Source organism: Urbifossiella limnaea (genome assembly GCF_007747215.1).
Classification (GTDB): domain Bacteria; phylum Planctomycetota; class Planctomycetia; order Gemmatales; family Gemmataceae; genus Urbifossiella; species Urbifossiella limnaea.
Genome location: NZ_CP036273.1, coordinates 1044818 through 1059249, shown reverse-complemented (window position 1 = coordinate 1059249; position 14432 = coordinate 1044818). Strand labels below are relative to the sequence as shown.

General features: G+C 71.0%; 2 protein-coding genes. One reads left to right on the top strand and one right to left on the bottom strand.

Going from position 1 to position 14432, the window contains the following annotated elements; all coding sequences use genetic code 11:
* The first annotated feature begins 25 nt into the window (after positions 1-25).
* Entirely contained in the window at positions 26-1123 is a 1098-nt protein-coding gene (locus ETAA1_RS04250; protein WP_202920653.1) for a cysteine hydrolase family protein, read from the top strand.
* Positions 1124-1818: 695 nt separating this feature from the next.
* Here ETAA1_RS04250 and ETAA1_RS04245 read toward each other — a convergent pair.
* The gene (locus tag ETAA1_RS04245; RefSeq protein ID WP_145234608.1) at positions 1819-14079 is read right to left on the bottom strand and encodes a putative Ig domain-containing protein; all 12261 of its coding nucleotides are present in this window, start codon (positions 14077-14079) and stop codon (positions 1819-1821) included.
* Positions 14080-14432 lie beyond the last annotated feature (353 nt).

The following is a 14432-nucleotide window of genomic DNA, read 5'->3' as shown; positions in this document are numbered from 1 at the left end:
TTTGCAATCGTCCTGGGAGCCCATCGTGAACCGCTCACTCGTCCTCGGCTTCGCCCTCGGCTCGCTCGCCACCGCGGCCGTGTTCCCGCGCGGCCTCCCCGACACGCCGGCTCTCGGCGCGCAGGAGCCCCCGGCCACGCGCGTCTATGAGAACACGCTCACGCCGATCGCGAACCCGCGGCCGCTGCTCGCCGACTACCCTCAGTACGTCGAGCCGGTCGTCGCCGCGCGGCGGTTCGAGGCGCCGCGGCTCGTGGACGACCCCGACGGCGACCTCGACGTGCGGGCGTGGCGGTGGTCGTACAACGCCCGCGGGATCGTCGAGGTGCCCAACCGGCTGCGGGCGAAGGACACGGCCGTGATCATGGTCCACCCGTGGGCGGTGGACGACAGCTGGGGCTGGAAGACGCCCGAGCCGAACGGCGTGGTGGACTTCTGCACGCCCGAGAAGAACGCGCTCGCCGGCCGGCACACGAAGGAGGTAATCGACCCGTTCCTGACCCGCCTCCGCGACCGCGTCGCGTTCGTGATGTACAGCCTCCCCGGCCCGGCCGACCCCGTCCGCACGAAGGTCTACCGCTCGTTCGCGAAGACGCCAACGCCCGCCGAGCGCGCCGCCGGCGAGAAGGAACTGCGGGCGGCGCTCGCCGCGTACCGGTACACGGGCGACCCGCTGCCGGCGAAGCTGACGCTCCGCACCGACCGGCCAGCGATCGACTACTTCAATCAGTTCCCCGGCCTCGACGCCGGCCCGCGGTACAACGGCGACGGGTTCTGGAAGCTGCCGATCCCGGTGAGCACGGCGGTCACCGTCTACCCGTCCGACGTGGTGATTTACGACGCCGAGGGGTACGCCCCGCTGCGCGACTTCCTGCGGCGGAACGGCGTGCGGCACGTCCTCCTGACCGGGTACGCGACCGACATGTGCTTCTGCCGTACGACCGCCGGGTACGAGAACCTGTCGCGCGACTTCGACGTGTTCCTCGTCGGCGACGCGACGCTGGCCACGTTTCCGGCGAACGACACCCCGCGGTTCGCCACCAACGCGCACGTCTCGTTCGCGTCCCTCAACCAGTTCATCACCCAGGTGAGCTGGGTGGTGCCGGCGGGTGCCCGGCGCTGACCCGGGTCGCGGTCGCCGGGCCCGACCTGAAGCCCGGACGACGGACCCGGTGGCCGTCGAAGGGCGTGACCTTCCACCGGGCTGAGATCGGTGCGCTTGCGCGAGGCCCGCGTGGCGGCTCTCGGGCGTCCGGGTTGACCCGGCTCAAGGCCCGGCTGGCCGCCCGCCGTCGCCGGGTCCGGCCCGCGGCGACGGCGGCCGTCGCCGGGGCCGGCGGGTCGGGCCTGGCCCTGGCCGTACCGGCGGGCTGTGGGCCCGCGCCGCCGCCCGCCGGTACGGCCTGCTCTGACACGCCCCAGGGCGGGGCGAGGCTGCCGACGGCCGATATGCCTGCCCACCGGGGCGGGCCAGCCCGAGCGCCGGGTGAATCGACCCCATCCGATCGTGTCGCCCGTGCCCGCCGGCTGGCGGGCACCGGTGGCCTTTCTTTAGCCCTTGCCCGGCCCGAGCCGGAACGCGCCAAACAGTAGAGGCGCCGCCACAATCTGTCCGCAGACCCGGCCGCGTGCTGGGTGATCGCCCGCCACGCCGGCACGGGCTCACGCCCCTTCCGCCGGACTTCAGGGGGACATGTGTGAAGGCCCCTCGACGCGGTCAATCGGACGCCGCCGGCCTGTGGGTCGGGCGGTGGGCCGGTCCGCTTGACGTCGGCGTCGGGGTCGTAGTACCAAGCGACCGGCGGGATGGTCATGCCGTCACGCGAACAGGAAGTCGGACGCCGGCGGGTTCGTGCTCACGTTCTTCAGCCGCAGGGTAATGACGGCGCCGGACGCCAGCCGGATGCGGACCAGCCGGTCGGCCCCGGCCGCCACGAACATCAGGTCCGAGAACTGCACGCCGAGCGCCCGCAGGTCGAGCCGGTCGGTGCCGGTGCGGAAGTCGCCGAGGACGTGCTCCGTCCCGGCCGCGGCCGCGGCCACGGCGAACGTGTCGCCGCCGCTCCCGCCGACGTACCGCATCCCGGTCGTGAGGGCCGACGCGGTAATGGCGTCGGCCCCGCCGCGGCCGTCCACGTACAGGAGGTTCGTGAGCCGCGTCGCGGCGAAGTTCAGCACGTCGGCCCCGGACGTGCCCGCGACGTGCTGGTTCGACCCACACGCCGCGCCCACGACCTCCTCGACCGACTCGGCGGCGCCGAACGCGGTCAGCGCCAGCCCGCCGTCCTCGCCCGGGTTCACGATGCGGTCGGTGCCGGCGCCGCCGCGGAGGGTGTCGCCCACGAACACGCCACCCCAGCCGAGGAACACGTCGTCCCCGTCGCCGGCGTCGAGCACGTCCTCGCCGGCCCCGCCGACCAGGGTGTCGTTCCCGGCCCCGCCGGCGATGGAGTCGGCGCCGCCCTCGCCGTCCAGGTAGTCGTCGCCGGCCCCGCCGCGGACGGTGTCGGCGCCGCCGCCGGCGGACACGGTGTCGTTGCCGTCCTCGCCGTCGAGCGTGTCGGAGCCGCTGCCGCCGGACAGCACGTCGCCGCCCGGGCCGCCGTACAGCACGTCGCCGCCGCTGCCGGCGCGGAGCGTGTCGCTCCCGGCGCCGCCGACCAGCAGGTCGCGGCCGCTGCCGGCGACGAGGCGGTCGTCCCCGGCGCCGCCGTCGAGGGCGTCGTCCCCGCGGGTGGCCCGCACCTCGTCGTCGCCGCCCTGCCCGAGCAGGGTGTCGTCGCCCGCACCGCCCTGGAGGTAGTCGTCGCCGTCGCCGCCTTCGAGGCGGGCGTTTTGCGTGACGTGGTGGCCGACGACGATCCGGTCGTTGCCGGTCATGCCGCGGGCCAGAATGTCCGTGACGCTCGTGAAGGTGCCGACCGTCACCCCGTTGATCCGCACCACCAGGGTGGCCGCGGAACCGTGCCACCGGCGGACGGTGATTACGTCGTCGCCGTCGGACCCGGTGACGACCAGCGTCGTCCCGCTCATCACGGCCGTCCCGCTCCCGCCCGGGGTGCCGCCGACGGACAGGACCGCGACCGCCTCCTCGCTCGCCCCGCCGTCCTTGTCGGTCGCGGTGACGGTCACCTGCTGCGGGCCGGCCCCGGCGAACGTGTGGGCGACCAGCGTGCCCGACGGGCCGGTCACGGTCTGATCGACGAGCCCGTCGCCGTCCCAGTCGATCTCGAACGTGAAGCCCGCGGCCTGGTCGGCCGGGGACGGGTCGGCCGCGGTCAGGGTGAAGGTCACGGGCTGGCCGAGGGTGGCGGTCGCCGGGCCCGTGACGGCCGCGGTCGGGGCGACGTTGCCCACGGTGACCGTGAAGGTCCGGGTGGCGCTGAGTGCGGGGCTGCCGTCGTCGGTCACGCGAACCGCGATCGTGGTCGAACCCGGGCCGTCGGTCGGGGCCCAGGTGAAGACCCCGGTCACCGGGTCGATCGCGGCCCCGGCCGGTCCGCCGGCGAGACTGAACGTCAGCGTGTTGCCGGGCAGGTCGGCGTCGGCGGCGAGTGCCGTGACGGTGAGCAAACTCCCCTCGTCGATGCTCCGGTCGCCGACGGGGGCGAGGACCGGGGCCTGGTTGGCCTCGCGAGCGGTGATCGTGACGGTCTTCGTGTCGGCCAGGCTCGGACTGCCGTTGTCGGCCACGCGGAACGTGACGGCGTAGGTGCCGTCTTGGGCCTCGGTCGGGGTCCAGGAGAACGCGCCGGTGACCGGGTCCAGCGTCATCCCCGGTTGCGCGCCGCTGAGGACGGCGTAGGTGAACGTGTTGGGCGAGCCGGCGACCCGATCGACGTCGGACGCGCCGAGGGTGAAGTTTAGCGGTGTCAGTTCGTCGACCGTCTGGTCGCCGGGGCTGGTCAGCACCGGGGCCGCGTTGACTTCGCGAACCGTGACACGGACCGTCCGGGTGACGGTGGCGGTGCCGTCGCTCACATGCACGTCGAACGCGAAGGCGTCGTCCTGAAGCTCGGTCGGCGTCCAGGTGAACACGCCGGTCGCGGGAACGAACGTCGCGCCAGCGGGCAACCCGGTGGCGCTGAGCGTGAGCGTATTAGCCGGCAGATCGCCGTCGTGGGCCGTTACCGTGAAGGTGAGAGAATTCCCCTCGTCGACGGTCTGGTCCGGGATCGGGTCCAGCACGGGCGGGGTGTTGACCTCACCCACCGTGACGGTGATCGCCTCCTCGTCGAACAGGGCCGGGGTGCCGTTGTCGGTGACGCGGACGGTGAACGTGAACGTGGCCGGCCCCTGGGCCTCGGTCGGCGTCCAGGTGAAGACGCCCGTGGTCGGGTCGATGCTCGCGCCCGCGGGCGCGCCGGTCAGAGTGAACGTGAGGGCGTTCGCCGGCAGATCGGGGTCAGCGGCCGTCGCCGGGATGGTGACCAGTTCGCCCTCGTTGACGGTGCGGTCGCCGACCGCGGCGAGGACCGGGGCGAGGTTCACCTCGCCGACGGTGACGGTGATCGTCTCGAAGGCGGTCGCGGCCGGGTTGGCGTCGTCGGTCACGCGGACGGTGACCGCGTACACGCCCGGCCCGTCGGCCTCGGTCGTCGCCCAGGTGAACACGCCGGTGGTGGGGTCGATGCCGGCCCCGGCCGGGGCACCCGCGTCGAGGGTGAACCGCAGGGTCTGCCCCGCGTCCGGGTCGGTGGCCGTGGCGGTGAACGTGAAGGTGTTGCCCTCGTTGACGGTGCGGTTGCCGATCGGGGCGAGGACCGGCGGCGTGTTCACCACGGTGACGACGGCGTCGGCAGTGGCGGGGGCGGCTTCGGTGTGGCCGACGAGGTCGCGGGCGACGGAGTAGAAGCCGTAGGCGTGGCCGGGGACGACCGAGAACGTCGTACTCGTCGCGGTGGCGCCGAACACGACCCGGAACCACGCCCCGCCGTCCACGGACGCGAACACGTCGTATCCCGCGACCCCGGACCCGCCCGGGTCGTCCTCGCCCGCCCACGTCAGGGTGAGGGTGTCGCCGGTGATCGTCGCGGTCGGCGTGGTGACGCGGCTGGTGGGGCCGGCGGCGTCGAGGGTGTTGCGGACGGCCGGGGTGTCGATCGGGTCGTTCTGGTCGAAGGTGATGCGGGCGCGGTTCTCGATCACGGTGCCGGTCGGCAGGCCGGCGAGGGGGCGGATGCGGTAGCTGAACGACCCCTGGCCGCGGCCGGTGCCGTCCTCGGGGTAGAGGAGGCCGAGGAGTGGGTTTTCGGGTGTCCAGCCGGTGGCCAGGTCGGTGGCCCGCAGGGACAGGGTGAGGGTGCGGGTGGCCCGGTCGAGATCGACCGCCACCTCGACGCGGAGGGTGACGCCGTTGGCGACGAACGGCAGGGCGGCGGCGTAGTGGTCGCGGCCGGCGGGGACGGCGAGGCGGACGCCGGCGAAGGCGACCTCGGTCAGCTCGAACGTGTCGAGGTCGAGGGTCGGGTCGAGGATGTCAGTAACGAGGACATCGTGGGCCGGGGCGGTGGCGTCGGCCTGGTTCTCGAACCGGACGGTGTATGCGAGCGAGCTGTCCGGCAGGACGAACGCCGCACCGCCGAAGCCCGCCGGGGCAAGCTTATCATTCGGATCACGAGAGCGAGCGAGTGCCGAGCTGAATAGCTGCGCGAGAAAGACTGGCCAATCTAGTGGCAGGACAAGGACAGGTAGTTGTGATAAACGTCCAAGCAAGTCACGCAACGCGGTGCGATTACGGTAGATGTCTACCGCCGCGGGATAGATATTTGCAATGTCGGGTCCATTGAACCAGTAATCTGCAATGTGACCGGCTTCGATCACTGCCGGATCATCTGACACTGCATCGGCGAAGTCTTGCCAGACGCCACCACTGAAAACAGGGTCTAGGCCCCAGAGAAGACGACTTCCGAGGTTACCTAGCCCGGTCCCGAGTTGGTAGGCGGAGGCAATACCTCCCGCAGCTACGAACGGTGTGGCGACCCCAGCGGAGATGAACGATGCATATGCGGCGTACCCAACGCCGATAGCACCGCCTACGACAGAGGCTGCGTCGTCTACCCATGACAACCCAACAGGGTCCAGACGAGAAACCGGTCCATTATCTGTATAGGAGTAACCGTTGAGTCCACCCGCAATTCCAAGCGGATCGTACTGAATGAATTGTCCATCAGTTGGGTGGTAGTGCCTCGCTCGCATGAACTCCAGCCCGTTCCCCTCGTTCATCACGCCGTACTCGCCGACGTACTCGAACGGGTTGGCCACCGCCTCGGACTTGCCGAGCGACACGCCGAACGGGTCGTACCGGTAGCTGTTGAGCACCTGCCCGCCGGCCCCGGTCAGCTCGCTCGTGTGGCCGATGGCCTCGAACGTGTAGAACGCCGCCCCCGCCCCGTCCGCCCGCGACACCAGCCCGTACCCGTGGTCGTACCGGGCCACCAGCGCCCCGCCTGCCCCGTACTCAGCGGCCACGTTCCCCAGCCCGGTCGGGTCGATCACGTACGTCGTCGCCACCCCGTTCGCCGTCGCCCCGACGCGGTTGCCGAGGGCGTCGTACCGGTACGTCCACGCCCCGTCCGGGCCGGTCACCCCGGTCAGCCGGTTCTCGGCGTCGAAGGCATAGGTCGTCGTCACCCCGTTCTCGGTCTTGCTCTTCAGGTTCCCGTCGGCGTCGAACGTGTACGTCACGCCGCCGACCTGCGTGTACTGGTTCAGGTCGTTGGCCGTGTAGTCCGTCTCCACCCCGTCGTCGGTCACCCGCCGCCGGTTCCCGGCCGCGTCGTAGTCGTACACCACCACCCGCCCGTCCGGGTGCTCCACCCGCACGAGCTGGCCAAGCGCGTCGTACCCGTACGTGAACGTCCCCGCCAGCGTCGTCATCGACGTCCGCCGGCCGGACGCGTCGTACCCGTAGTCGAACCGGGACAGCACCGCCCCGCCCGGCAGGTAGTTGACCAGGTGTTCGACGTTCCCGGCCGCGTCGTAGGCGTACGTCGTGTACACCCCGTTCCCGAGCGTCTTCGTCGCCAGCCGCCCGGCGGCGTCGTAGTCGTAGTCGGCCAGCACCCCCTCGCCGTCGGCCGACAGGGTGTCGAGCCGGCCGAGGGCGTCGTACCCGTAGCGGAGCACTCGCCCGGTCTCGTCGGTGCGGGTCGCGCGGCGGCCGGCGGCGTCGTAGGTGAAGGCGAACCAATGCCCGCCCGGGTAGTCGATGCGGGTGAGGCGGTCGGTGACCGGGTCGTAGGTCAGGGTGGTGGTCCCGCCGGCGTCGGTCGCCGTCCGCAGGTTGTCCCGGCTGTCGTAGGTGTAGACGAAGTCCTTCACCGGCCCCGGGGTGGTGCTGTAGTCCTTGGTCAGCACCTGCCCGGCGGCGTTGTACGTGTACGTCGTCACCTGCGCCCGGCGGTTGGTGGCCGTCAGCACATTCCCGACCGCGTCGTAGGTGAACGTCTCCCGCGACCCGTCCTCGTACACGATCGCCTTCAGATTCCCCTTCGTGTCGTACTCGTAGCCGAGCCCGTTGCCGCGGGCGTCGGTGAACGACGCCAGGTTCTGGTGAGCCGCCTCGTAGGTGAAAGTGGTCTCCAGGTTGAGCGCATCGCGGACCCCGGTCAGGTTGCCGGCGGCGTCGTGGGCGTACCGGTAGCGCTCGCCCCCGGGGCCGGTGAGGTCGGAGAACTGTGCCTTCGTGTCGTACCCGAACGACACAACCCGGCCGTCGCCGTCGCGGACCTGGACGAGCTGCCCGCCGAGGCCGAAGTTGAGCGTCGTCACCCGCCCGGAGGCGTCGGTGACCCGGACGCGGCCGGGGTTCGTGCCGAAATCGACGGCGTCGTGGCCGAAGGTGACGGCCTCGGTGCCCCCGTCCTTCGACGTGTCGACGAGCCGGCCGGCGGCGTCGTAGTTGAAGTAGTCGTGCGTGCCGTCCGCGTACGTCACGGCCTGCAGCGCGTAGCTCTTCGGTCCCGAGAACAGCCGCGGCGGGTTCGTGTCACCGCGCGGGCCGGTCGGCTTCCAGGTCACGAGGTCGAGCGGGGCGTAGTCGTAGCTCGTGACCCGGTTGCCGGGGGCGGTGACGCGAACGAGTTGTTCGCGGTTCGCGTCGTACTCGTAGGTGGTGACGCGGTCGTCGGACGCGCCCGCGCCCGCCGTGTCGGTCACGGATGCCAGCAGTTTCCGCTGCCCGACGGCCCCCGAGTAGGCGAGCACGAGTTGCCGGCCGTTCGAGTGCGTGACGCTCGACAGCAGGCCGTCCGCGTAGGCGAGCGAGATGCGGTTGCCGTTCGTGTCCTGAACGAATTCGAGGCGGCGGTCGGTGTTGAACTGCCACAGCGTCTTGTCGGTCTCGACCAGGTTGAACACGCCGCCGGTCAGGGTGAGCGTCCCGTAGTCGCCGGGGCTGGCCGTGTAGGTGCCGTTGTTGCGCTTGGTAAAGAAACGGGCCACCCCGCCGGGGCCGTGAAGGGTCACGTCCCCGGTCAGTTCGTCCACCCGCGCCGAAACGTCCCAGCTGTGCGTCCAACCCCGGCCCATCACGCCGAGCGTGAACCGCGACGGGATGTCCTGGCCGTAGACGCGGCTGAACGTGAGCGGCAGTCCGGGCGCGGGCACGGACGCGTCGACCGCCCCGGCGAGGTAGCGGATCGGGCTGAGCGCGGCGGAAGCCTGGGCCACCTCGAACGCCCACAGGGCTCCGACGTCGCTCGTCGTCTGACCGACCGACGCGAGGTAATTTGCGTTCTGGGCCATCTCGTTGACGTAGTCGGCCCACAGGTCGCCGTAGTTCGCCCGCAGGTTGACGAGAACGGCTTGCCAGGCATCGGCCGGGACGGACGCCGGGCGTTGTGCCTCAACGGCGGGCCAGTCGATGGCCAGGTATTCCTCGCGGGTGTTCGCGGCCCCGCCGGCCCGGGGGCTGACGTAGTTCGAGGGCGACAGCACGCCGAGGAGTGTGCCGTTCCCCAGCTTGTCCACCAGTGGCGGATTCGAGGGCAGGTTTACGTTGATGTTGCGGGCACCCGTTCCCGGCCGCTCGTACACGATCAGTTCGTCCGGGTTGAGGAGGTACGCCACTTTCTCGGTCGTGTCCAGCGCCGTGAGGCTGCCGAGCGTGAAGCTGACGTTGTTCCCGCCGGGATCTTTCGGGAAGCCGACGAAGTAGACGGGGATACGGGCGGATTCGCCGGGCTGGAGGGTGCCGGGGGTGGCCGTGGAGCCGATGCCGAGGACCTGGACGGTGCCCCCCAGGCCGACCGGCCGGGTGCGCGTCTCCATGATCTGGTTGGCGACCGACTCGCTGGTGGTGAGGAACCCGTCCCCCCCGACCGACACCGACAGAAGCGGGGCGGGCATCGCGACGGTGCCGGAGTTGCGGTACTCGACCCAGACCGTTTGCTTGGCCGGGAACCCGGGGCTGACGTTGCCCGGCACGACCAGATTCGTTTCGAGCGTCGCGGTCCCGCCGGCGACGACTTCGAACGCGTTCGGGAGCGTGATCGCCTCGTCGGCCTTCAGGACCCGGACGCCGTACCGCTCGGGCCGGAAGTGGGTCAGGTCGAGAGTGACGAGCAGCGTGGTCGGGGACACGAACTGTGTCGGGTACGGCACGACCGGCCCGGCCGGGTCGAGGAGCGACACGCGGGTAGATTCGTCGAACCCGACGCCGGTCACCACCATCACCGCGTCGGCGGCGGTGCCGTGGCGAGTCGGGGTGACGCCGGTGACGAAGAATTCGGCCTTCTCGGCTTTGAGCGTGTACGCGGCCCCGCCGCCGACCTGGTCGCCGTACACCATGACGTAGTAGGTGCCGCCGCCGGCGATGCCGGTGAGCGTGACCTCCTGGTGCGGGCCCGGACTCGCGGACCGGGCGTCGAACGCGACCCGCGTCGGGATGGCGGCGTAGCTGACGGCGAGTTCGACCCGCGTGCCGGCCGCGGAGTCGAGTTTCAGGGTGAGACTCTCTCGCTTGCCGAGGGTGATTGCGTAAAAGTCCAGCCGGTCCGCGGGGCTGAGGGTTCCGGTGACCGGTGCCCCGGTCGTCGCGAGCGGGCGGACACCGAGCGACAGCACCACGCTCGCGATCTGGTTATCCGCCTCGTTCGTTTCGCGTTCCTGGTTGGCGACGTCGGAGCGCACGACGATGCGGTAGTTGCCCGGCAACTTGCCCGGAACGTTGACCGTCGCCGCACCCGTGTAGGTCGCACCAGCGGCCAACCCGCCGGTGTGCGGGACGGTGGCAAGCACGGTGTCGTTGATGTCCCAGACGCCGTCCTTGGACAGGTAGACGCCGTCGATCCAGTTCCCGACGAGCGGGGCACCGGTGCGGTTGACCCCGGACCACGACACGGTCACCGGCTCTCCGGCCACGAGCGCCGCCGACCCGACGACCACATTGGTAAGTCCCAGATCGACCTGCACAATGTTGAACGCGGCGACGTACACGTCCTCGACGGGTTCGCCGAAGTTCCCGTCGCGGTCCTGGTCGAGTCTGTTGCCCGCGCGGTCGCGGACGTCCGGCCCGACCTTCACCTGGTAGCTGCCGACCAGCGTCTGGGCGGGGAAGGAGACGCGGAATCGGTTCAGGCCGATTTCGGTAATGGCCGTGGCCGAAACGGTCTGCCCGTCCGGCCGCGTGACGACGACATCACCGGTCGTGAGCGAGGTCTTGTTCATCGCCTCGCTGAACAACACATCCACCGAACTGACGGTCCCGGCGACGTCGCCCGCGGGAGTGTGCGCCACGATGCGCGGCGGGGTCGAATCGACGGTCAGGTCGAAGACGTAGTCGTCCTGGAGTGTCTCGCCGGGAATGCCGTCCGCATCCTGATCGAGCCGGAAGCCCTCGACATCCTTGACGGTCGATACCAGACGGAAGTGGTACGTCCCGTTCTCGGTCAACGGGAACGGCAGGTCGATGCGGTACGTCCGGTCGCCGACGAGGGTGATCGACGTGGGGGTGATCCGTCCCATCTGGCCGGTGATCTCGAACGCGGAAGGTGGGAACGTGGAGAGGTCGAGGGGCTTGTTTGTGGTCAACATCAGATAAGTGACTTCCGGGACATAACCGTCGCCTTTGCCAACGAAGCCCACTTCGTTGCCCGCAGGTGAATGGGTGCGGACGTGGGTACGCGGGAATCCATTCACGAGGTAGACGGTCCCGGCGCTGAAGCCGCCGGCGGTGACGCGGGCCGGGTCGAACCCGGCGAGGGCGCGGTAGTAGACGGCGACCCGGCCGCCGCCCCCGCCCCCGTTGGTGAACCCGTACAGGCCGCCGCCGCCCCAGGCCCCGATGGCCCCGGCCCCGGCCAGGGTGTCGGCCGACACGTAGACGCTGCCGCCGGCCCCCGCCCCGTAGCTGCCGCCGCTGCCGCCGGCCGCCAGCACCCCGTCGAGCTGCAAGGTGCCGGCGGTGATCCGCACCACCCCGCCGCCGCTGAAGTTGGCCCCACCCGCGCCCCAGTCGGCCGGGTCGGCGTAGTCCCCGTACGCGGCGTTCGTCGGCCCGGGGGTGACCGCCCCCAGCCCGCCGTGGCTGCCCCCGGCGTTCACGGCCCCGCCGGCCGCCGTGTTCCCCGTCGTCCGCCCCGCCACGTACCCCTTCCCCGTCACGTCGATCCGACTCGACGAATCGACGGCGATGGTGCCGGCGACATTCACCTCCAGCTTGTGCATCTGGGCGGCGGTCGAGGACAGGCTGGTCAGCAACCCCGCGTTGACCACCGACAGGGCGGGCGCGGACACCTGTCCCGCCGCCACCGTCGCCCCGCTGACCGTGACGGCGGCCTGGGCCGTGAGCGCCCCGGACACCTCCAGGAACCCGCCGCCGGTGACCAGGAGCGATCCGGCCGGGGCGACCGCCAACTGCTCGACCCCCTCCAACCGCCCGCCGGTGACGGTGAGGGCGTTCCGGAACTCGAGGGTCATGCCGGTGTGATCGGGCTGCGCCTTGGTCCGGCCGCCGCGGATGACGACGGCGTCGCCGAACGCGGCGGTGGCCTGGCCGGGTAATCCGAGCGGCGTGACCCCGGTGCCGCTGATACCGGCCGCGTCGTTGTCGATCACCAGGGTGCCGGTGGCCTCGTCGGCGTCCCGCAGGTAGACGGTGCCGGCGCTGAAGCCGCCGGCGGTGACGCGGGCCGGGTCGAACCCGGCGAGGGCGCGGTAGTAGACGGCGACCCGGCCGCCGCCCCCGCCCCCGTTGATGTAGTTCCCGTTTCCGCCGCCGCCGCCCCAGGCCCCGATGGCCCCGGCCCCGGCCAGGGTGTCGGCCGACACGTAGACGCTGCCGCCGGCCCCCGCCCCGTAGCTGCCGCCGCTGCCGCCGGCCGCCAGCACCCCGTCGAGCTGCAAGGTGCCGGCGGTGATCCGCACCAGCCCACCGCCTGGGCTGTTAACTCCGCCGGCCCCCCAGTCGGCCGGGTCGGCGTAGTCCCCGTACACCGCGTTCGTCACTACCCCTGTGCCGGCCAAGGCCCCCTTCCCGCCGTGGCTACCGCCGCTGCCCCCGGTCGCCGCTTCCGCCGTCGTGTTCCCCGTCGTCCGCCCCGCCACGTACCCCTTCCCCGTCACGTCGATCCGACTCGACGAATCGACGGCGATGGTGCCGGCGACATTCACCTCCAGCTTGTGCATCTGGGCGGCGGTCGAGGACAGACTGGTGAGCACGCTCGCGTTGAGTACCGACAACGACGGCGCGGACACGGACTCGGTGGCCAGGGTTCCCCCGTCGATGGTGACTGCGGTCTGGGACACCAGCGACCCGGCTACTTGCAGTGTTCCGCCTCCGCTCACCAAGAGTGACCCGGTGAGTGTGACCTGCAACAGATTCACCCCCTGGAGGGTTGCGCCGGTGACGGTGAGGGCGTTCCGGAACTCGAGGGTCATGCCGGTGTGATCGGGCTGCGCCTTGGTCCGGCCGCCGCGGATGACGACGGCGTCGCCGAACGCGGCGGTGGCCTGGCCGGGTAATCCGAGCGGCGTGACCCCGGTGCCGCTGATACCGGCCGCGTCGTTGTCGATCACCAGGGTGCCGGTGGCCTCGTCGGCGTCCCGCAGGTAGACGGTGCCGGCGCTGAAGCCGCCGGCGGTGACGCGGGCCGGGTCGAACCCGGCGAGGGCGCGGTAGCAGACGGCGACCCGGCCGCCGCCCCCGCCCCCGTTGGTGAACCCGTACAGGCCGCCGCCGCCCCAGGCCCCGATGGCCCCGGCCCCGGCCAGGGTGTCGGCCGACACGTAGACGCTGCCGCCGGCCCCCGCCCCGTAGCTGCCGCCGCTGCCGCCGGCCGCCAGCACCCCGTCGAGCTGCAAGGTGCCGGCGGTGATCCGCACCACCCCGCCGCCGCAGAAGTTGGCCCCACCCGCGCCCCAGTCGGCCGGGTCGGCGTAGTCCCCGTACGCGGCGTTCGTCGGCCCGGGGGTGACCGCCCCCAGCCCGCCGTGGCTGCCCCCGGCGTTCACGGCCCCGCCGGCCGCCGTGTTCCCCGTCGTCCGCCCCGCCACGTACCCCTTCCCCGTCACGTCGATCCGCGAGGTCGCATAGACAATCACCTGCTCCGCCACGGTCAGGTCGAGTTTGTGGGTTGTCGTTGTGGTGTTCGCGGTGTGCGTCAGTACCCCGCCGTTGATGATGTGGACCGAGTTGAAACTATGCGGACCGTCGACCGCCACGGTTCCGCCGTCGATCAACAGATCCTGCCCGTCGTAGGTCAGGTTGGTCTCGCCGATCGTGGTGTTGGTGGCGAAGATCACGTTCGCGCTGACGTACACCAGAGACGTGACCGATCTGTCCGTCGCTTCCCCCGCGGTGTTGTTGCCGTTCTGGTCCATCTGGTTCCCGAGCGTGTCGCGCACGTCCGGGCCGATGGTGAGGGTGTAGCCCCCGCGGACCGTGATCGGGATAAAGTCGATCCGCGCCGACGCCCCCCCGGTCATCGCCACGCGACTGACCGCCACGGCGCCGCCGATACCGCCCAGGGTCACGTCGGACGCGGTGAAACTGCCCGGGTCGATGTCGCGACTGAACGTCACATCGACGTGGTCGAAGTTCGCGTTCCGCACCTCCAACGGGGTGACCGCCGTCACCCGCGGCCCCGCATCCGGGACGACACGGTCTTCGAGTGGTTCACACCAGAGCCGATACCGGTTCCCCCACCGCAGTGGGCTGGACCGGGACGCTTTCCCACCGCGGTTCTGGCACCACGACAGGAAGCGGCGAACGGCGGGCATGGGCGCGGGTCCGGGAGGGGTACATAACGCGAGGCGTGAAGGACCTCGAGATACAGGAAGGTTCTCAGGGCCACTGTGGGGGAATTCTTTTCACTTTCTCCGCATTTTCCGACCAGACCCGCGTCAGGTTGCCGGATAACCGCGACCGGAAGGGCTTGTTCCGCAACAGCTTCCGGTTGGTTGCTGGTGCGCAGGAGCCGGGCGGCTTT